Annotated in this window: 16 protein-coding genes, 1 rRNA gene and 1 riboswitch; of the genes, 4 read left to right on the top strand and 13 right to left on the bottom strand. The window is 72.7% G+C overall.

All coding sequences use genetic code 11. The features are described from left to right. Positions 1-262: 262 nt before the first annotated feature. Together ACIA8Q_RS22255 and ACIA8Q_RS22250 are read left to right on the top strand one after the other, a co-directional pair. Positions 263-832, top strand: coding sequence for a hypothetical protein (locus ACIA8Q_RS22255; protein WP_360220956.1), 570 nt, complete (start codon positions 263-265; stop codon positions 830-832). 408 nt (positions 833-1,240) lie between these two features. Further along, positions 1,241-1,432 (top strand): DUF5999 family protein, encoded by a 192-nt coding sequence (locus ACIA8Q_RS22250; protein ID WP_360220953.1) that lies wholly within the window; start codon positions 1,241-1,243, stop codon positions 1,430-1,432. Positions 1,433-1,537: 105 nt separating this feature from the next. Here the strand turns inward: ACIA8Q_RS22250 and gcvP are convergent, their stop codons facing one another. Next, on the bottom strand, positions 1,538-4,438 hold the full coding sequence (gcvP, locus tag ACIA8Q_RS22245; RefSeq protein WP_363364991.1) for an aminomethyl-transferring glycine dehydrogenase: 2,901 nt from the start codon (positions 4,436-4,438) through the stop codon (positions 1,538-1,540). 235 nt (positions 4,439-4,673) lie between these two features. Then, positions 4,674-4,777, bottom strand: a riboswitch (glycine riboswitch). Between the two features lie 223 nt (positions 4,778-5,000). Here gcvP and ACIA8Q_RS22240 point away from each other — a divergent pair. Both ACIA8Q_RS22240 and ACIA8Q_RS22235 read left to right on the top strand, forming a co-directional pair. Beyond that, positions 5,001-6,128 (top strand): PRC and DUF2382 domain-containing protein, encoded by a 1,128-nt coding sequence (locus tag ACIA8Q_RS22240; RefSeq protein WP_360220947.1) that lies wholly within the window; start codon positions 5,001-5,003, stop codon positions 6,126-6,128. A 234-nt stretch (positions 6,129-6,362) separates the two neighbouring features. Then, on the top strand, positions 6,363-7,856 hold the full coding sequence (locus ACIA8Q_RS22235) for an MFS transporter (protein ID WP_360220944.1): 1,494 nt from the start codon (positions 6,363-6,365) through the stop codon (positions 7,854-7,856). A gap of 148 nt (positions 7,857-8,004) precedes the next feature. Here the strand turns inward: ACIA8Q_RS22235 and ACIA8Q_RS22230 are convergent, their stop codons facing one another. From ACIA8Q_RS22230 to rrf, 12 genes are all read right to left on the bottom strand, one after another. Beyond that, complete coding sequence (locus tag ACIA8Q_RS22230; protein WP_360220941.1) at positions 8,005-9,402, bottom strand: DNA polymerase IV; 1,398 nt, start codon at positions 9,400-9,402, stop codon at positions 8,005-8,007. A gap of 94 nt (positions 9,403-9,496) precedes the next feature. After that, positions 9,497-10,189 (bottom strand): vancomycin high temperature exclusion protein, encoded by a 693-nt coding sequence (locus ACIA8Q_RS22225; RefSeq protein WP_396317605.1) that lies wholly within the window; start codon positions 10,187-10,189, stop codon positions 9,497-9,499. Positions 10,190-10,250: 61 nt separating this feature from the next. After that, a complete protein-coding gene (locus ACIA8Q_RS22220) occupies positions 10,251-10,895 on the bottom strand; it encodes a MerR family transcriptional regulator (RefSeq protein WP_360223050.1) in 645 nt (214 codons plus the stop codon). 237 nt (positions 10,896-11,132) lie between these two features. Then, positions 11,133-11,609, bottom strand: coding sequence for a bifunctional nuclease family protein (locus ACIA8Q_RS22215; protein WP_030303568.1), 477 nt, complete (start codon positions 11,607-11,609; stop codon positions 11,133-11,135). A 99-nt stretch (positions 11,610-11,708) separates the two neighbouring features. Next, complete coding sequence (locus tag ACIA8Q_RS22210) at positions 11,709-12,431, bottom strand: MerR family transcriptional regulator (RefSeq protein WP_360223052.1); 723 nt, start codon at positions 12,429-12,431, stop codon at positions 11,709-11,711. A gap of 152 nt (positions 12,432-12,583) precedes the next feature. Beyond that, the gene (locus ACIA8Q_RS22205; RefSeq protein ID WP_387903827.1) at positions 12,584-13,465 is read right to left on the bottom strand and encodes an FHA domain-containing protein; all 882 of its coding nucleotides are present in this window, start codon (positions 13,463-13,465) and stop codon (positions 12,584-12,586) included. Positions 13,466-13,691: 226 nt separating this feature from the next. Further along, positions 13,692-14,618: a DUF881 domain-containing protein gene (locus ACIA8Q_RS22200; protein WP_396317604.1), complete on the bottom strand. Its 927-nt coding sequence runs from the start codon at positions 14,616-14,618 to the stop codon at positions 13,692-13,694. Positions 14,619-15,015: 397 nt separating this feature from the next. Further along, positions 15,016-15,348, bottom strand: a complete 333-nt coding sequence (locus ACIA8Q_RS22195; protein WP_030062488.1) for a small basic family protein — start codon at positions 15,346-15,348, stop codon at positions 15,016-15,018. Then, entirely contained in the window at positions 15,345-16,454 is a 1,110-nt protein-coding gene (locus ACIA8Q_RS22190; protein ID WP_360223044.1) for a DUF881 domain-containing protein, read from the bottom strand. The genes ACIA8Q_RS22195 and ACIA8Q_RS22190 overlap by 4 nt, the downstream gene beginning before the upstream one ends. A 170-nt stretch (positions 16,455-16,624) precedes the next feature. Next, on the bottom strand, positions 16,625-19,120 hold the full coding sequence (locus ACIA8Q_RS22185; RefSeq protein ID WP_360223041.1) for a mannose-1-phosphate guanyltransferase: 2,496 nt from the start codon (positions 19,118-19,120) through the stop codon (positions 16,625-16,627). Positions 19,121-19,244: 124 nt separating this feature from the next. Continuing rightward, a complete protein-coding gene (locus ACIA8Q_RS22180; protein ID WP_360223038.1) occupies positions 19,245-19,865 on the bottom strand; it encodes a CDP-alcohol phosphatidyltransferase family protein in 621 nt (206 codons plus the stop codon). 98 nt (positions 19,866-19,963) lie between these two features. Then, positions 19,964-20,046 (bottom strand): 5S ribosomal RNA (gene rrf / locus ACIA8Q_RS22175); the annotation flags it as partial.

The raw sequence follows: 20,046 nt of genomic DNA, 5'->3' as shown, positions 1-20,046 counted from the left end.
CGCGTATTCAGCGAATCTGCCGACTTGCCCGGCGCCACCGCCTGTGATAAACAGGTCACCCTGCGCACCTGTTCGATAGAATTCGCACTGCGCTGCGGCCGGTCCGCTCCCCGCCCCGAGGCCCTCGTCGACGGCGGCGACCGTGCCGGCACCGCGATCATGCACAACCGGACACGGCCGGGTCCCGTCACCGATGACACGCCGCGCCACGCCGGTATGCCGCACTCGCACGCCGATCTCGCACGGAGAGGCGGACCCCGCCATGACTCTGCAGACCCCACAACCCCCGCCGAGCGCGCTGCGCGCCGTCCTGGCCGCGCTCGACTCGGACACGGCGCTGCACCAACCGGCCGCCGCGGCGCTGCGCCGTCCGATCGGCCCGCTGCTGCCCGCGCACGCACTCGCCGTCCACGTCCTGGACGGGCCGCGCCCCGAGCTCCCCGCCGCCCGCCGCACGGGCTGGCGCTTCCTGATCAAGGACGGCGCCGAGGTGGCCGCCGCCGCGGAGGTGGTCCAGAGCGCCGAGGGCCACACCTTCTCCCACTTCACCGCCGGCCCCTACCTCGACTCGACGGTCCGGGCGCTGCGCCAGGCCTGGCAGATCGCGCAGGGCTCCCGGGCCCGGCAGCAGCCGCGCCTGCTGACCTTCCCCGGCCAGTACGCGACGGCGCTGTGGCTGCACTGCCCGGACGCCGGCCCGGACGCCGACCAGCTGATCCCGCTGGCCCCGGCCCCGCTCGGCGTCACCGCGCACCGCGCCTACCCGGCGGCCGAGCTGCTGCCACTGCTCGCCCGGGCGCCGCTCGCCAAGCCGCTGCTGCTCTCCTCCTGAAGGACCGCCGCCACCGCCACCGACGGGCCACCGGGTCAGCGCATCCGGCGGCCCGTCGGCGCGCGCGCCGCCCACACCCTCCCGGACCACCCGGACGAGTCATCCGGCATGGTCGCCTCGGGCCATGCCCGGACTGACCCGTCGGTGCGCGGATTCCCGCCGGACCCACCTGAACGGGTGATCTATGCCGGGGAGTTGTGGCGCATGTCACGAAATCGCTGCGCGCGCGTCCGCAGATGCCGACACTGGGAACCAGCGTGGAAGGACCACCTGTCCTACCCACTTGAGCGCCGGTCCACACCTGGTCGGTGCGCGGACAGGATCCGGCTACCGCGGCGGCTCCCGACGGCTCCACCGCCGGCGACCGCATCACGGGGGAGGATCGCAGAGCGAAGCGAGGGTACGCGTATGTGCCAGCACCGTCCTGAGTGCCCGTCGGCGGAGTCCGAGGACCGCGAGGCCGCCGTCACGGTGGCCTGCCACCCGGAGCAGGGCTGGAGCCTGCTCTGCAACGGCGTCCTGATGTTCGAGGACACCGGAGAGCTGCTGCCCGACGGCCGGGTGATCGCCCCGCGCCGCGCCGTCGCCCACGCGGCCTGACCGCGCCGGCGGGGGCAGCCGCCGCGGACGACGACGGGCAGGGCCCCGGCGGATCGCTCCGCCGGGGCCCTGCCGTGCGCGTCACCGCGCGGGGTCCGGACGCGGTCAGACGCCGTACTCGTCCAGCGGCGGGCAGGAGCAGACCAGGTTGCGGTCGCCGTACGCGCCGTCGATCCGGCTGACCGGCGGCCAGTACTTGTCCGCCGGGTTCACGCCGGCCGGGAAGACCGCCTCGTGCCGCGAGTAGCCGTGCGCCCAGTCACCGGCCAGGGCGGCGGCGGTGTGCGGGGCGTTGCGCAGCGGGTTGTCCTCGGCGGCCCACTCGCCCGAGCCGACCTTGTCGATCTCGGCCCGGATCTCGATCATCGCGTCGCAGAACCGGTCGATCTCGTGCAGGTCCTCGGACTCGGTCGGCTCGATCATCAGCGTGCCGGCCACCGGGAACGACATCGTCGGCGCGTGGAAGCCGTAGTCGATCAGGCGCTTGGCGATGTCGTCCACCGTCACGCCCGTCTCCTTGGTCAGCGGGCGCAGGTCGATGATGCACTCGTGCGCGACCAGCCCGCCGGGGCCGGTGTAGAGCACCGGGAAGTGCGGGGCCAGCCGCTTGGCGATGTAGTTGGCGTTCAGCACCGCGACCTGGGTCGCGCGCTTGAGGCCCTCGCCGCCCATCAGCCGGACGTACGCCCAGGAGATCGGGAGGATGGCCGCCGAGCCCCACGGCGCCGCCGAGATCGGGCCGACGCCGGTGGCCGGGCCGGCCTCCTCCTGGAGCGGGTGGTTCGGCAGGTACGGCGCCAGGTGGGCGCGCACCGCGACGGGGCCGACGCCCGGGCCGCCACCGCCGTGCGGGATGCAGAAGGTCTTGTGCAGGTTCAGGTGCGAGACGTCCGCGCCGAACTTGCCCGGCTTGGCGAGGCCGACCAGCGCGTTCAGGTTGGCACCGTCCACGTACACCTGGCCGCCGGCCTCGTGCACCAGGGCGCAGATGGTGGTGATCTCGGTCTCGTACACGCCGTGGGTGGACGGGTAGGTGACCATCAGCACGGCGAGGCTGTCGCGGTGCTGCTCGATCTTGGCCTTCAGATCGTCGACGTCCACGTCGCCGTCGACCAGGGTCTTCACCACGACCACGCGCATGCCGGCCATCACGGCCGAGGCCGCGTTGGTGCCGTGCGCGGAGGAGGGGATCAGGCAGACGTCGCGCTGGGTGTCGCCGTTGGCCTGGTGGTAGGCGCGGACGGCCAGCAGGCCGGCCAGCTCGCCCTGCGAGCCCGCGTTCGGCTGGATCGAGACGGCGTCGTAGCCGGTCACCTCGACCAGCTGCTGCTCCAGCTGGCGGATCAGGGTGAGGTAGCCCTGGGCCTGCTCGATCGGCGCGAAGGGGTGCAGCTGGCCGAACTCCGGCCAGGTCACCGCCTCCATCTCGGTGGTCGCGTTGAGCTTCATGGTGCAGGAGCCCAGCGGGATCATGCCGCGGTCCAGCGCGTAGTCCCGGTCCGACAGGCGGCGCAGGTAGCGCAGCATGGCGGTCTCCGAGCGGTGGCTGTGGAAGACCGGGTGGGTCAGGTACTCGTCCTCGCGCAGCAGCGCGGCCGGCAGCGCGTCGGCGGCCTCCGCGACCTCGACCGCGGGGACGCCGAAGGCGGCCCAGACACCGGCCAGGTGCTCGCGGGTGGTGGTCTCGTCGGTGGAGACCGAGATCCGGTCCGCACCGTCCTGGTACACGTTGACGCCGTTGGCGCGGGCGGCCGCGGCGATCTCGGCGGCCCGGCCCGGGACGACGGCGGTGACGGTGTCGAAGAACTCGCCGTGCAGCAGCTCGACGCCGCCGGCGCGCAGGCCCTCGGCGAGGGCGGCGGCGTAGCGGTGGGTGCGGCGGGCGATGTCGGCCAGGCCGTCCGGACCGTGGTACACGGCGTACATGGAGGCCATCACGGCGAGCAGCACCTGGGCGGTGCAGATGTTGCTGGTGGCCTTCTCACGGCGGATGTGCTGCTCGCGGGTCTGCAGCGCCAGGCGGTAGGCGCGGTTGCCGTCGGAGTCGACCGAGACGCCCACCAGGCGGCCGGGCAGCGAGCGGGCGTACTCCGCGCGCACAGACAGGTAGCCGGCGTGCGGACCGCCGAAGCCCATCGGCACGCCGAAGCGCTGCGAGGTGCCGCAGGCGATGTCGGCGCCGAGCGAACCCGGGGACTTGAGCAGGGTGAGCGCCAGCAGGTCGGCGGCGACGGCGACGATCGCGCCCAGGCCGTGCGCCTGCTCGACGAGCGGGGTGAGGTCGCGGACCACGCCGGTGGCGCCCGGGTACTGGAGCAGGACGCCGAAGACGCCGCGCTCGACGATCTCGGCCGGGATGCCGGCGGACAGGTCGGCGACGACGACCTCGACACCGGTCGGCTCCGCGCGGGTCTGGATCACCGCGACGGTCTGCGGCAGGGTCTCGGCGTCGACCAGGAAGACGCCGCCCTTGACCTTGGTGACGCGGCGGGCCAGCGCCATCGCCTCGGCGGCCGCGGTGCCCTCGTCGAGCAGCGAGGAGCCGGAGGTCGGCAGGCCGGTCAGGTCGGAGACCAGGGTCTGGAAGTTGAGCAGCGCCTCCAGGCGGCCCTGGGAGATCTCCGGCTGGTACGGCGTGTAGGCGGTGTACCAGGCCGGGTTCTCCATGACGTTGCGCAGGATCACCGGCGGGGTGAAGGTGCCGTAGTAGCCCAGGCCGATCATCGGCTGGAGCACCTGGTTGCGGCCGGCCAGCTCGCGCAGCTCGGCGAGGACCTGCGCCTCGCTGCGGCCCGCGGGCAGGTCCAGCGCGGTGATGGAGCGGATCGCCTCGGGAACGGCGGTGTCGGCGAGCTCGGCGAGCGAGCCGTAGCCGATGGACGCCAGCATCTTCTCCTGCGCGGAGGCGTCGGGGCCGATGTGGCGGTTCTCGAAGGGGCTGGCCAGCTCAAGCTCGGTGAGGGTCGAGGCGCCGGTGGGGCGTCCCGCGTTCGGCTGGGCGTTCATGTGGTCGAGGCCTCCTGGTCACGGACCGGCGGGGGTACGCACGCCGGCGGGCCTACCCCGCTGCGGGCAGCGGAGCGACTTGGGCGGACGAACCCGACAGGCCTCCCCCTCTGTCATCGGGACCTGAGAGCTTCGCCCGCACGACACGCGGTGGCGCGCCGTCGGCTTGCACCGTCGGTGAGGGTGGTGTCGCCGGCTCACGTGCCGACGCTCCTGCCCTGCTTTCCAGAGTGACCTATCCCGCACGGTACGGATGCCTGAGAGATTCCGGGGAGGAGTTGCTCCTTCGGCGCCCCGACCAGCGGATTCCGCCGGCGGGGACTCTCCCGAGCGGGCTCGGCGGTCGCCGCCCAGGGTACCAGCGGGAGGCCGTCCGATCACGGGTGCGTCAGGTCACCCGGGGTCTACGCGCGTACCCCGGACGGCCCAACGCGCAGCCCGTCCGGCGGCGCACCGGTCGCGCCCGCCCGGTTCATGGCTTTTGGTGTGAAGTGGCGGACGGGACGGGTGCTCCGACGCCGTCCTGCGGGAGTTCCGCAGGTGCAGCGCACTGGAGGAAAGAGTGCAAACCGACATCGACCCCCGGGACCTCATCGGCCACAAGGCGGTCGACCGCAACGGGGACAAGATCGGCACGGTCGACGAGGTCTACCTGGATGACGCGACCGGCCAGCCGGAGTGGGCGGCCGTCCGGACCGGCATCTTCGGCCGGGACGCCTTCGTCCCGCTGACCACGAGCGAGTTCTCCGGCGAGGAGCTCCGGGTCCCGTACGACAAGTCGCTGGTCAAGGACTCGCCGGACTTCGGCGTCGGCCAGCACCTCTCGCCCGCCCAGGAGCTCCAGCTCTACCGCTACTACGGCCTCGACACCCCCGTCGAGGGCGGGTCGGCCAACGGGTCGGGCGACCGGCCCGCGCAGCCCGACCTCGACTTCGGCTCCACCCCGGCGGCCGAGCCCGCGAAGGCCGCCGCCCTCCTCTCCCCCGCCCCCACTCCCTCCCCGACCACCGCCACGAGCACCAGCACCGCCCCGGAGGCCAGCGTGCGCACTCTCAGCACCCTCGCTCCCGTCGCCGCCGCCGCGGCGGCGGTACCCGTCGTCGAGCCGAAGCCGCAGGTCGTCCCGCCCGCGACCACCCCGGCCCCCGGGGCGGACACCCCGTCGTCCTCCTCCCCCAGCGGCCCGCTGGAGATCACCTGCCGCGAGGAGCGCCTGGACATCACCACCGAGTGGCACGTCCTGGGCACCGCGAAGCTGCGCAAGTACGTGACCAGCGAGCCGGTCGAGCGCCGCGTCCCGGTGGTGCGCGAGCGGGTCCGGGTGGAGCGGATGCCGGTGAGCGAGGCCGAGCGCGCCTCGCTGACCGAGAAGGACATCGCCGAGGCGGTGGAGGAGGTCACCCTGCGCGAGGAGCGCCCGGTGGTCCGCAAGTACCTCGCCCCGATCGAGCGGGTCCGCCTGGTGGTCGAGCGGTACACCGCCGAGGAGGTGGTCACGGACGAGCTGCGGCGCGAGCACGTCGAGGTCCACGACGAGACCTCGGCTCCCGGCGCCCCCGGGTCCTCCTCCCAGAGCCCGGGCCACACCCCGGACCACACCCCGGGCCAGAGCCCGGACCACGCTCCGACCCCCGGCTCCGCCCCGGCTGCCGACAACGGCCGCCCCGCGGCCCTGCGCCCGCTGTCCTGACGCCGCCCCGACGCCGCCCCGACGGGCTCCACCAGCCCTCCTGACCCGCTCCACCAGGCCCCCGGACCCTCGGTCCGGGGGCCTCGCGCTGCGCCCGGACGGCACCGCTCGGCCCGCCGCCGGCACCGGGATCCTTCGACTTTGCCAAAGCTTCACCGATCGATATTTGACACTCTGAAGTATCTCCCGGCATGGTTACTTCAGTTCATTCACTATGTACGGGAGGAAGCAACCGTGAGTGAGGCACCCCAGCCCACCATCGCGGCCGAGAAGCAGAGCAGCGCCCGGGTCCTGCCGGCCCTCATCCTGGCGATGCTGTCGTTCAGCGTGGTGCAGACCGCGGTCGTCCCGATCCTGCCCTCGCTGGCCAAGGAACTGAACGTCTCCGCGTCCAGCATCACCTGGCTGATGACCGCCAACCTGCTCTCCGCCGCCGTGCTGACTCCCCTGCTGGGCCGCTTCGGCGACCTCCGGGGCCGCAAGCCGATGCTGCTCATCTCGCTGGCGGGTCTGGTCGCCGGTTCGGCGCTGGCGGTCAGCACCCACTCGTTCACCTGGCTGGTCGTCGCCCGTGTCCTGCAGGGCGCCGGCGGTGGCGTGCTCCCGCTGGCGATCAGCATCGTCCGCGACGAGCTGCCCAAGCAGAAGGTGACCGGCGGCGTCGCCGCCATCAGCGCCTCGATGGGCGTCGGCTCCGGCCTCGGCCTGGTGGCCACCGGTCTCCTGCTGGAGCACTGGAGCTACAAGTCGATCTTCTGGATGGGTCTGGCCTTCGGCCTGCTCGCCGTCCTGCTGGTCGCCCTGCGCGTCCCGTCCGACCCGGTCACCGACAAGGACGGCGGCGCCGACCCGCTCGGCGCCCTCACCCTGGCCGGCTGGCTCTCCGCGCTGCTGGTCGCGGTCAGCCAGGGCAACCACTGGGGCTGGACCTCCACCAAGACCCTCGGCCTGTTCGCCGTGGCCGCCGTCGTCGCCCTGATCTGGGGCGTCATCGAGACCAAGGTCGCCCACCCGCTGGTCGACATGCGGATGATGTCCCGCCCGGCCGTCGCCTTCACCAACCTGGCCGGCCTGCTGATCGGCTTCGGCATGTACGGCTCGTTCATGGTGATCAGCAACTTCGCCCAGACCCCGGAGAAGCTCACCCACTACGGCTTCACCGCGACCGTCCTGCACGCCGGCGTGATGCTGCTGCCGTCCGCCATCGGCTCGATGGTGGCCGCCCCGCTCGGCGCGATGCTGATCGCCCGCCGCGGCCCGCGCCTGCCGCTGGTCCTCGGTGGCGTCCTCGGTGGTGTCGCGATGGCCTACCTGGCCCTGCGGCACAGCAGCGAGGGTGACATCTACACCGCCTCGGCGATCTTCGGTCTGGGCATCGGCCTGGCCTTCTCCGCGATGCCGGCCTACATCAACGGCGCCGTCCCGGTGGAGCAGAGCGGCATCGCCAACGGCATGAACGCCGTGCTGCGCACCGTCGGCGGTGCGATCGGCACCGCCGTGATGGCCGCCATCCTGACCGGCGACACCATGAAGCTGCCCCCGCAGATCCCGCTGACGCTGCCCACCCTGGACGCCTACAAGCACGCGTTCTGGGCCGCGGCCGTGGTCTGCGCCGTCGCCGGCGCCGTCCCCTTCCTGATCCGCACCGTCAAGCCGGCCACCACCGTCGCCCAGGGCGGCGCGGCCGACCAGAACGCCGGCCCCGAGCTGGTGAAGACCGACGCCTGACGAGGCGTCCGACCCCCGCGCCCCGGGACAGGGCGCGGGGGCCCGGCCCCCGGCCGGTCGTGAGGGCATCACGACCGCACCGGGGTCCGGCACGGTAATGCGGCCCCACCCGGTACTCCCCCTGGACCGGGTGGGGCCGCTTCGCGTCTCACCGCCCGGCCGGGCCCGGCTCCCCCGCCGCCTCCTCGCCGCCCCCGCGCAACGGCAGCGGCCGGGCCGGCTCCAGCGCCGGATCGTCCACCGCGAAGGTCCGGATCCGCCCCGGCCCGCTCCACGGCGTCTCGAACCGCACGGTGACCCGCCCGACGCCGCTGCCCTGCACCCATCCGGGCCCCAGCTCCGCGTGCCGGACGTCCTGCCCGGGCAGCCAGCGCCGCAGGACGGCCGTCGCCGGCTCCTCCTCGGCCTCCCCCTCCGCCGCCTCCGGGTGCTCCGCGGCCTCCTCCCGGAGGGCCTGCGCGAAGAGGTCCTCCTGGGTGTAGTCGGCCAGTTGGGCGACGCCCACGCCGAGCAGCCGGATCCCGCCCGTGATGTCCACCTGGGCCGCCAGCCGGCGCGCCGTCTCGGTGATCACCGCCTCGTCGTCCGTGGGCCCGCGCAGCGTCTCCGACCGGGTCAGCGTCGAGAAGTCGAACCGCCGGACCTTCAGCACCACCGTCCGCCCGGAGCGCCCGGCCGCGCGCAGCCGCCGGACGCACCGGGCGGCCAGCACCTCCACCTCGCGCAGCACCCGGTCCCGGTCGGCGAGGTCCACCTCGAAGGTGTCCTCCACGGAGACGGACTTGGCGTCCTGGTCGGCCACCACCGGGCGCTCGTCCAGCCCTATGGACATCTGGAACACCCCCGCGCCGTGCGAGCGCCCGAGCAGCTGGACGAGCTCGCTCTCGCCGGCCTCGGCCAGGTCGGCCACCGTGCTCAGCCCGGCCCGCCGCAGCACCTGCTCGGTGGCCGGCCCGATCCCCGGCAGCGCCCGGACGGGCATCGGGCCGAGGACGGCGCGCTCCTGCCCGGGCTCGACCAGCACCAGCCCGTCCGGCTTGGCCTGCTCGGAGGCGATCTTCGCCATCAGCTTGGACCCGGCCGCCCCCACCGAGGCGGTCAGCCCGGTGCGCTCGAGGATGTCGGCCCGCAGGTCCTCCGCCAGGGCGAGCACCAGCCGCTCCCCCGTCCCGTGGTCGGCCTCGGCCAGCACCGGACCGTACGGGCCGGCCTCCAGGTCGACGAACGCCTCGTCCAGGCTGAGCGGCTGCACCAGCGGCGACAGCTCCCGCAGCAGGCCCATCACGATCTCGCTGACCTGCCGGTAGGCCTCGAACCGCCCGGCCAGGAAGGCCGCGTTGGGGCAGAGCCGGCGCGCCTGCGCCATCGGCATGGCCGAGTGGACCCCGAACCTGCGCGCCTCGTAGGAGGCCGTGGAGACCACCCCGCGCCCGCCGAGCCCGCCGACGATCACCGGCTTCCCGCGCAGGCTCGGCTTGGCCGCCTGCTCCACCGCCGCGAAGAAGGCGTCCATGTCGAGGTGGATGATGCTCGGCAGTGATCGCACCCGCCGATCATCGCCCACGGGTCCGACAGTGCGTACGAACCCGGCCGACGCCCCCGCCGCCGGGCCCGCCGGGCTCCGGGCCCGGCGGAGCGGCCTACCGCCGGGCGGCGTCCGCCAGGGCCCTCGGGATGCCCTCCTCACGGGGCCCGAGGAAGACCGGGTCCGGCCGCAGCCAGGCGTTGACCACCGCCTTGCCGGCCCCCGGGACCTCCCGCAGCCCGCCGTACAGCCAGGTGACGTCGTGCGGCTCCGGCACCGCGACGGCGTGCGCGTCGATGCCCGCGGCCGCGCAGAGCGCCAGCGCCCGGCGGACGTGGAAGTCCTGGCTGACCAGCACCGCCCGGTCCACCCCGAACACCCGCCGCGCGCGGGTGCAGGAGTCCCAGGTGTCGAAGCCCGCGTAGTCGCCCACCACCCGCACCTCGGGCACGCCGTGCTCGATCAGGTACCGCCGCATCGCGTCCGGCTCGTCGTAGCTGTCCCGCCCGTTGTCCCCGGTGACCAGGATCGCCTGCACCTTCCCGGCCCGGTACAGGTCCAGTGCCGCGACCAGCCGGTGCTCCAGGTACGGGGACGGCCTGCCGTCGTCCAGCCCGGCGCCGAAGACCACCGCGACCGGCGCCGCCGGCACGCTCTCCACCGTGCCCACCCGGTCGCCCGCCGAGACCCACAGCCAGGCGCTCGGCGCGAGCGCCAGGGAGCAGAGCACAGTCCCCAGTTGGAAGGCCCTGCGCTGCGCGGGCCGCTCCCGCAGTGCGGCCACCAGCCGCCCGCCCCGCCGTCTCAGCCGGTCCGTCACCGCGCCGCCGAACCCCACGTGCCCTCCCTCGGTCTCGTCAGATCGTCGGTCAGACCGCCCGGTTGCGGCGCTGCGCCAGCTCGTCCCCCGGGTCGTGGCCGACCACCGTCTCGCCGGTGTCGGTGCGTTCGGCGTGCAGCCGCGCGACCACCCGCTCCAGCTCCTGCCAGACCGCTCCGACCGCGATGCCGAACACCCCCTGACCGCCCTTCAGCAGGTCGACCACCTGCTGCGGCGTGGTGCACTCGTACACCGTCGCACCGTCGCACAGCAGCGTCATCCCGGCCAGGTCACCCTGCTCGGCGGCCTGCAGATGGGCGACGGCCACCCGGATGTTCTGCAACGAGACGCCCGCGTCGAGCAGCCGCTTGACGATCTTCAGCAGCAGGATGTCGCGGAAGCTGTAGAGCCGCTGGCTGGTCGCCGGGTACGCGCTGCGGACGCTGGGCTCCAGCAGTCCGGTGCGGGCCCAGTAGTCCAGTTGGCGGTACGTGATGCCGGCCGCCGCACAGGCCGTCGGGCCGCGGTAGCCGATCAGTTCGGACGTCGGGGCCAGCCGCTCGATGGCTGGCTGCCCCGGCTGCACGGCCGGGAACCTGCTCACCCGGGGCAGGTCCGTCACGGTACGAGCGGTGCGCGGCAGGTGCACGGCGCACAGGCCTCCCACGGCCGCGTCGTCGCCGGTGCTGCTCATGCCTACCTCCGTCCACTGGTGCTGCGGGCAACCCGAGACTGCGGGCATCGGTCACCCGGACAGCCACTCCTGACGGTAGGCAGTCCCCTATGACCCGTCAACGATCGCCACGCCGGGCCGGACAAACCACGTCACTCAGGAGAGTGGTTTTTCGTGCCCCTAGTGTGGGTAGATGGACGGTTTTTGGCAAAACGACCGGTGCGACGGCTACCTGATCAGTACACCGTCCCGTTCGCGCTACTGCGGGCCGCTGCCCCCGAAGTCCTCGGGCGACACCTGGTCGAGGAACTCGCGGAACTTCTCGACCTCGTCCTCCTGCTCGTCCGGGATCGCGATGCCCGCCTCGGCGAGCACCTCCTCGCTCCCGTAGATCGGCGTCCCGGTGCGCAGCGCCAGCGCTATCGCGTCGGACGGCCGCGCGCTGACCTCGACCCCGCCGGCGAAGACCAGCTCGGCGTAGAAGACGCCCTCCCGCAGGTCGGTGATCCGGACCTCGGTGAGCTGCTGGCCCAGCGCCTCCAGGACGTCCTTGAACAGGTCGTGCGTCAGCGGGCGCACCGGCGTCATGCCCTGCTGGGCGAAGGCGATCGCGGTCGCCTCGCCGGGGCCGATCCAGATCGGCAGGTACCGATCGCCCCCGACCTCCCGAAGCAGCACGATCGGCTGGTTGGAAGGCATCTCCACTCGGACACCCACGACGTCGAGCTCATTCACACAGGCAACCCTATGGCTCCGCTCCCGGATATGAAAGCGCAGGGCCGACGCCGCTGGTCAGGGCGGTGCACCCGGCCGCCTGGCCGGCGGCCCGGGCGGCTACCCGCGCGTGCGCAGACCGGCCTGCACCATCGCCGCGTGGAGCCGGACGGACAGCGTGGCGAGCTCCCTGGCGGTGGCCTCCGCGTGGGCCCTGGTCTGCGGGTTGCGGTGCCGGCGCAGCGGCGCCACCACCTGCTCCACCAGGGCGACCTCGCGGTCCGCGGCCGCCTTCATGGCCCGCAGGTGGCGCGGTTCCAGCCCGAACCGGCCGAGCTCCGCGACCAGCCGGGCGACCTGCAGCGCCTCACCGTCGTACCCGCCGTCCGGACCGGGCGCGACCAGGCCGTAGGACTCCCACTCGGCCAGCTCCCGCTCCCCGGCCTCGGCGGCCGCCAGCAGCTCGGCCCGCCCCAGCCGGACCCCGGACGCCGCGTCGGCGGCGGCGACCAGCTCGCGGTCGGCCTCCTCCAGCGGGCCGGGCCGGGTGTCGGCGGAGGGCGGCAGCGCGGGCGGGGCCTCACCGCGCTCGATCGCGTCCAGGTGCTCGCGGATCACCCGCAGCGGCAGGTAGTGGTCCCGCTGCATGCGCAGGACGTAGGCCAGCCGCTCGACGTCGGCCGGGCTGAACTTGCGGTACCCCGAGGGCGTGCGCTGCGGCTCGACCAGCCCCTCCGCCTCCAGGAAGCGGATCTTGGAGATGGTGACCTCGGGGAAGTCGTCGCGCAGGAAGGCCAGCACGGCGCCGATGCTCAGCAGCTCGTCGCCGCCGCGCCGACGCACCCCCGGCCGGTCCGGGCGGACCGGCTGCCTGGGGCCCGCGACCACCCCGCGCCCGCCACGGTCCGCCTGCGGACCGGACGACGCGGGGGTGGTCGCCCCGAGAGAAGGTGAGGGGGGATTCGTACTCACTCGGGCTCCTGCCGACGTTGGGTTCAGTACCCCCGGTTGTGGCCGGCGAAGAACACCAGCCGGTACTTCCCGATCTGCACCTCGTCGCCGTTGTTCAGCGACACCTCGTCGATCCGCTCCCGGTTGACGTAGGTGCCGTTGAGGCTGCCCACGTCGGCGACGCTGAAGCCGGCCGGCGTGCGGCGGAACTCCACGTGCCGGCGCGAGACCGTGACGTCGTCCAGGAAGATGTCGCCCTGCGGGTGACGGCCGGCCGTGGTGACGTCCGAGTCCAGCAGGAACCGGCTGCCCGAGTTCGGGCCGCGCTGCACGATCAGCAGGGCCGAGCCCGGCGGGAGCGCGTCGATGGCCGACAGCACCTCGGCCGACAGGGCCGGCGTGGCGCCGGTGCCGGTCGTGGTGTTGGGGTCGTACGACTCCAGGCCCGAGATGGAGATGGTCGACGTGGTCTCCGCCGCCCCCTCGGGGATCAGGCCGCCGCGCAGCGCCGTACCGCAGTTGGAACAGAACCGGGCCGAGGCCGGGTTCTGGTTGCCGCACCTGGGGCACGGAGTCGGGCCAGCCATGTTCACAGCCTCCTGGCGCGGCACACCCGACGGGTTGTGCCCGGCGTACGGATCCGGGGCAAACCCTCCACCAGAGGTTGAGGGTCCCGACTGGAAACCTATGCGCGGGTCGCCGGAAGGGTCAACCGACGCGCCGTAGCCGGCGGGATTCCCCGCGTACTGGGCGGCGCCGCCGTCCCGGAACAGCTGCTGCTCGGCGTACTGCGGCGCCTCGGGGGCAGGCCGCATGCCCGGCACGGCGGGCTCGTCCTCGGGCCGGCGGTGGCGCGCGGTGGGCGCCTCGACGGCGGCCGCGTCGCGGCCCTTGTTGCGACCGAACAACTTCGAGAAGAAACTCACGGGCGAATCCCCTTGCGTGTGACAGACCCGCCCGCGGGGCAGGGTGAGAACCTCGGACAGGCAGCGGGCCCGGTTGCGGTCCGGACCCGCTGGAGCGGTGCTCCGACGGAATGTGCTGCGGTTGGTGCTCCGGTGCGTACTCGTGCGAACCAGTCTCGCTCACGCGACGGCGGCGCCCCGCTCCGGGTGCCGCCCGCACGTGACGGGACGTTCGTCGGGTGCCCCGTCACTTCGAAGCCGGCTTGGCGTACTGCGGCGTCTTCAGATCCACGAGGGCGTCCACGACGACCTTCTGCTGCTGCGCGATCGTCGCCCGGGCCTGGTGGCTCTCCAGGGTGCGGACGACGCCTCCCGGGATGTTCAGCGCGGGCGTCAGGTCCTGCGGGTTCCCCACGACGGTGAACCGATAGGGCTGCGAGACCTTCTTCCCGTCGATCTGCACACCACCGCCCGAGAGGTCGGTGAAGTAGGTGTTGACCACCACGCGCACATCGTTGATCTGAATCGCCTCCGCCCCCGCCGCTCGAAGTTCCTGCAGGGTGTCCAGCAGCATATCTGCCTTCACCTGCCCTTGGGGATCATCGACCGTCAGTACGATGCCCGGACCAGTGGCTTTGACGGTACCGGCGAGCACGCCGAGTTCCGTCGTCTTCTTCCTGGTCTGCTCCTGGGCCTCCTTGGCCTGGTTGGAGCTGTTCTCCAACTTGGCCAGGGACTGCTCCAACTCCGCCTTCTCCTGCTGTAGACGCTGTTGGCGGCTGTCCAGTTCGTCGAGGATCCGGACCAGGTCCTCCTGGCGGGCCCCGCGCAGCTGGCTGTGGTGGTCGTTGGTCGACCGCACCTGGATCGCCAGGGCCAGTCCGAGGGAGAACAGCAGCAGGGCCACCACCAGCTGCCCGCGGGACAGCCTCGGCGGCCACAGCGCCGCCTTCAGGCGCCGCCGCCCGGCGCTGCGGTCCGCGGCGGGCGGCTGATCGCTCCCGGCCTCGTCCCCGGCCCCTTCTCCGGCCTCCTGCTCCTGCTCGCGCTCCGGAGCCGCCTCGACCACCGGCACGGACGCCGGCTCCCGCTCCGGCTCCACCCCGGACGCGGACGCGGCTGCCGGTTCCGGCTTCCGCTCCGCCGGCTTCCGCTCCGCCTCCGGCCGCACCACCTTGGTGAGCTGCAGGGTCGGCTCGGCCACCGCCGCGGCCCCGGGCTCGGCCCCGGGCTCGGCCCCGGGCGCAGGCGCCGCCTCGGCCCCGGTCGCCGCGGGCTCCGTCGGAGCGTCCCCGGCCGGCTCCACCGGCCCGGTCTCCTCCACGCCCTCGACGTCCTCGGCCCGGGCGTCCCCGGCCTCCCCCGCGGGGTCCGCCGGCGCGACCGCGTCCGCCGCCGCAGCGGCCTCCGGGCCCTCCCCGGCCGCCTCGGCGGGCTGCTCGGCGGCCGGCGCGGGAACCCGCTGAACGGCCTTCCCGGGCACCCCCGCCGCGTCCTTCGCCGCGGTCGCCCCGGGCGCCGCCTCCTCGGCCCGTCCGTCCACGTTCTCCTCCGCCGCCGCGCGGCCCGGCTCAGGCACGGAAGACATGGCGCCGGATCGCGGCCGCGTTGGAGAAGATGCGGATGCCGAGGACGACGACCACGCCCGTGGACAGCTGCGAGCCGACGCCCAGCTGGTCACCGAGGAACACGATCAGCGCCGCGACCACCACGTTCGAGAGGAAGGAGACGATGAACACCTTGTCGTTGAAGATCCCGTCCAGCATCGCCCGGACACCACCGAACACGGCGTCCAGCGCCGCCACCACCGCGATCGGCAGGTACGGCACGACGGCGTCCGGCACCTCGGGCTGGACGAAGAGCCCGACGACCACCCCGATCACGAGACCCAGTACGGCAATCACGGTCTAGCTGCTCCTGTCCCTGCGGACGACGACCCGGTCGGGGCCGTCGTGGACGAGTGGGCTGTCGTGGTCTTGGTGGTGGCGCCCGGGGTCCGGCGCGCGGGGCCCGAGGGCGTGCCGGTGCCGCTCGCGGACGGTGGGACGGACGCGCTCGGGCTCTCGGAGGTTCCGGCCGTGGGCGACGGCGTCGCGCTCGGCGCGGCCGACGGGCTCGCCGTGGGTGAGGGCTCGGGGGTGACGGGCTGCGCGGTCCGCAGCGAGACGCCCACGGCCGCCGGCAGCGTCAGGCTCTTCTGCGCGGAGAGGGTCGACTTGATGCCGTACTTCTCCTGGAGCAGCCGCAGGTACTGCCCGGCCATGTCGTTCTCGAAGGCGGTGAGGAGCTTCGGGCCGTCCCCGATCGCCTGGATGTTGTACGGCGGGACGAGCGGCCGGTTGTCCACCAGCACCGCCTCGCCCGCGGCCCGGATCGCCGAGAGGGCGGTCAGCCGCTGGCCGTTGATCGCCACCGCCTCCGCCCCGGATCCCCACAGACCGTTCACCACGAGCTGCAGGTCGCGGTCCCGCAGCCGGCCGCTGTTGGAGAAGCCCTGCCCGGCCCGCGGGTCGACGTTGCCCCCGCCGCCGGTCCCGGCGGCGTCCTCCAGGACCAACTTCACCCCCGGTCCCGTCACCTCGCCCAGCCCCACCGCACCGGTCAGCCCGCCGGCGTCGCCGCTCCCCGTGGCGAGCGCCTGCTGCTGCGTGCTCTCGACCTTGCGCCGCAGGTCCTGGACCTGCTGCTGCAGGTGGTCCGCCGAGCCGTTGCTGTCGTTGATCCGGTGGATCAACGCGTCCCGCTCCTTGGCCAGCGTCGGCTCCGCCTTGTGCGCGTTCACCGCACCGACCGTCACCACGGCCCCGACCAGGGCCAGCCCGGCGCCCAGCGTGAGCAGGCCGCGGGCCGTCCTGGGTATCCGGCCGTCGCGGTCGCCGCCGCGGGCCGCGGCCGCCTCGGCGTAGCCCTCGTCGAGGCTGTGGTCCATCACGTTGGTCAGCAGGGACATCGAGGCGTCCGGGCGGTTGTACCGTCCGTTCGGAGCACTCGGCGTCGGCGTCGCTGGCATGCGGACCATCGTCCCACGTCGGAGACGGGCCCCGTGCACGCCCCCTGAGCTGCAAACACGACGCAAAGTGACGGATCAGGCCGAAGGGTGTGAAACGGACAGCGGGGCGCACGGCTTCCGCCGCACGCCCCGCTGGTCAGGACCGTTCCTCGGTCAGACCGGTGTCGTCGTCACCGACCTGCCCCGTCGACCACCGCGGCCCACTCGTCCAGCAGCGCCTCGGTCGCCTCGTCGTCCGGGCCCTCCGCCCACAGGTGGGTGGTCGCCTCGGCGGGGTCCGGCAGCACCAGCGTCCAGCGCCCGTCCGCCTCGACGACGCGGACGCCGTCGGTGGTGTCCAGCCGCCGGCTGCCGGCCGCCTCCACCACCGAACGCATGACCATGCCCTTGGCCGCCCACGGCGTGGCGATGTCCCGGCGGCGGATGTGCGCCTGCGGGATCCGGGCGTCGATCTGGCTCAGCGTGAGCTGGGTGCGCGCCACCAGGCCGACCAGCCGGACGAAGGCCGCGGCCCCGTCCAGCACCCCGCTGAACTCCGGCACCACGAAACCGCCGCGCCCGTCCCCGCCGAACACGGTGCCCTCGGCGGAGGCCGCCTTCGCGAGGTCGTCCGGGGTCGTCGTGGTCCAGATGACCTGGGTGCCGTGGTACGCCGCGACCTGCTCCGCGATCCTGGTGGTCGTCACCGGCAACGCCACCTGACCGCTGCGCCGCTCGGCCGCGACCAGGTCCAGCAGCACCAGCAGGGCCCGGTCGTCGTCGATCACCCGCCCGAGCTCGTCGACGAAGGCGACGCGCTCGCCGACCGGGTCGAAGCGGACGCCGAAGGCCGCCCGGGAGGAGGCCACCAGCTCCCCGAGCCTGGCCAGCCCGGCCCGCCGCTCCTCCGCGTCCTCCGTCGGCCTGGCCTCGTCCAGCCCGCTGGAGACGGTCAGCGCCTCCACCCCGAGCCGCCCGAGGATGCTGGGCAGGACGAGGCCCGCGCTGCCGTGCGCGGTGTCGACGACCACCTTCAGCCCGGCCTCCCGGACGCCTGTGGTGTCCACGGCCCGCAGCAGGTTGCCCGCGTAGGAGTCGAAGACGCTGGACGGGAAGGTGAGGTCGCCGATCTCGCCGGGGAAGGCGCGCCGGTACTCCTGGCGCGCGTACACGCGGTCCAGCTTGCGCTGCCCGGCCTGCGAGAGGTCGGCCCCGCGCTCGTCGAAGAAGAGGATGTCCAGTGAGTCCGGCACCCCCGGTGTGGTCCGAAGGAAGATGCCGCCGGCGCTCCCGCGCGCGGTGTGCTGCCGGGCCACCGGCATCGGCACGTTCTCCAGGTCCCGGACGTCGATCGCGGAGGTCTGGAGCGCCGAGATCATCGCCCGTTTGAGCGCACGCGCACCACGCGAGTGGTCACGCGCGATGGTGACGGTCGCCCCCTTCTTCAGGGTCGTGGCGTACGCGCCGGCCAGCCGCACGGCCAGTTCCGGGGTGATCTCGACGTTCAGGATCCCGGAGACGCCCCGGAGCCCGAAGAGGTGCTCCTGGCCGCGGGACTCCCAGATCACCGAGGTGTTGACCACGGCGCCGGCCTCGATGGTCTTGAACGGGTAGACGCGGACGTTCGCCCCGATGATCGACTCCTCGCCGATCAGGCACTCGTCCCCGATGACCGCACCGTCCTCGATCCGAGCGGCCCGCATCACGTCGGTGTTCTTGCCCACCACGCAGCCGCGCAGGTTGCTCTGCGGCCCGACGTAGACGTTGTCGTGCACCACCGCCTTGTGGAGGAAGGCGCCGCGCTTGACCACCACGTTGCTGCCGAGCACGGTGTGCTCACGGATCTCCACCCCGGCCTCGACCTTGGCGTAGTCACCGATGTACAGCGGGCCCCGCAGGACGGCCTCCGGGTCCACCTCGGCGCCCTCGGCGACCCAGACCCCCGGGGAGATCTCGAAGCCGTCGATCTCGACGTCCACCTTGCCCTCCAGGACGTCCGCCTGGGCCTTGCCGTAGCTCTCGTGGGTGCCCACGTCCTCCCAGTAGCCCTCGGCGACGTACCCGTAGACCCGCTTGCCCTCCTTCAACAGCTGCGGGAAGACGTCGCTCGACCAGTCGACGGACTCACCCGCCGCCACGTAGTCGAAGACCTCGGGTTCCATCACGTAGATACCGGTGTTCACGGTGTCGGAGAAGACCTGCCCCCAGGTCGGCTTCTCCAGGAACCGCTCGACGCGTCCGTCGTCATCGGTGATCGTGATTCCGAACTCCAGGGGATTCGGCACCCTGGTGAGACAGACGGTGACCAGTGCGTCCTTACTGCGGTGAAAGTCGATCAATTCGGAGAGATTGAAGTCGGTCAGCGCGTCACCGGAGATCACCAGAAAGGAGTCGTCCTTCAGCGCGTCCTCGGCATTCTTGACACTCCCCGCAGTGCCGAGCGGCGTCTCCTCGTGGGCATAGGTCAGATGCATGCCCAGGTCCTCGCCGTCACCGAAGTAGTTCTTGACCAGTGACGCCAGGAACTGGACGGTGACGACGGTGTCGGAGAGACCGTGCCGCTTCAGCAGCCGGAGCACGTGCTCCATGATCGGCCTATTGGCCACCGGTAGCAGCGGCTTCGGCATGCTCGAGGTCATCGGGCGGAGTCGGGTGCCTTCGCCCCCTGCCATGACTACGGCTTTCATTACGGGTGCGTCCTCCTTCGCGGTGGTGGACCTGCAGGTCCATCAAACCGTTCCAGAGGGATCTCTACCCTGAAGGTATCGTCCGACGCACCGATACGACGTGGGACTTCTCTCAGCCCGTGTCTCAGACTGCGGACGCGGAGCCCGCGGTACTCGCCCGGATGATGCGCCGCGCCTGAACGGCGTAGAGAATACCGGCCCACCAGTACAACGTGGTCCCCCACCAGATGAAGGCCCAGCTGACCACCTCGGCCGGCCGCGCGATCCAGCTGTCCACGCTGCCGAGCAGCAGGAGCGGAAACGCGTACATCAGGTTGAAGGTCGCGGCCTTCCCCAGAAAACTCACCTGCAGCGGTCCGTAACCGTGCCGGTTCAGGATGGGCAGCAGCGCGGCGATAAACACCTCACGCGCCAGCAGAATCGCCGTGAGCCACCACGGCAGAATCTCACGCCAGGTCAATCCGACCAGGGTGGACAGCACATAGAGCCGGTCCGCCAGCGGATCGAGCAGCTGCCCCACCCGGCTGATCTGCCCCCACCGCCGGGCGAGCTTTCCGTCCAGGTAGTCGCTGATCCCGCTCAACGCCAGGATCAGCAGCGCCCAACCGTCGTTGTTGGGGCCGTCGAAGACCGGCCAGAGAATCAGCCAGAGAAAAAGCGGAACGCCGACCAGCCGGCCCATGCTGAGCAGGTTGGGGATGGTGAGGACGCGATCGGTCTGGACCCGCGTCTCCTGGACCTCCACCCGGGGGCCTCCTGATCCGTGTGACGACACTGCACGTTGACCTTACAACAGAGAAGCCCCCGTCCGGTTCACCCGGCGGGGGCTTCTCTCGAAGAATTGTTCGGCGGCGTCCTACTCTCCCACAGGGTCCCCCCTGCAGTACCATCGGCGCTGTGAGGCTTAGCTTCCGGGTTCGGAATGT

Origin of the sequence: Kitasatospora sp. NPDC051705, from assembly GCF_044453265.1 — a bacterium.
In the GTDB taxonomy this organism is placed as follows: Bacteria; Actinomycetota; Actinomycetes; order Streptomycetales; family Streptomycetaceae; genus Kitasatospora.
This window is presented reverse-complemented; position numbering and strand designations above follow the sequence as displayed.

Coding starts and splice junctions, on each gene's coding strand:
- ACIA8Q_RS22190 (WP_360223044.1), bottom strand. CDS start 16,454: ATGCCAGCGACGCCGACGCCGAGTGCTCCGAACGGACGGTACAACCGC.
- ACIA8Q_RS22255 (WP_360220956.1), top strand. CDS start 263: ATGACTCTGCAGACCCCACAACCCCCGCCGAGCGCGCTGCGCGCCGTC.
- ACIA8Q_RS22250 (WP_360220953.1), top strand. CDS start 1,241: ATGTGCCAGCACCGTCCTGAGTGCCCGTCGGCGGAGTCCGAGGACCGC.
- gcvP (WP_363364991.1), bottom strand. CDS start 4,438: ATGAACGCCCAGCCGAACGCGGGACGCCCCACCGGCGCCTCGACCCTC.
- ACIA8Q_RS22220 (WP_360223050.1), bottom strand. CDS start 10,895: ATGAGCAGCACCGGCGACGACGCGGCCGTGGGAGGCCTGTGCGCCGTG.
- ACIA8Q_RS22185 (WP_360223041.1), bottom strand. CDS start 19,120: ATGAAAGCCGTAGTCATGGCAGGGGGCGAAGGCACCCGACTCCGCCCG.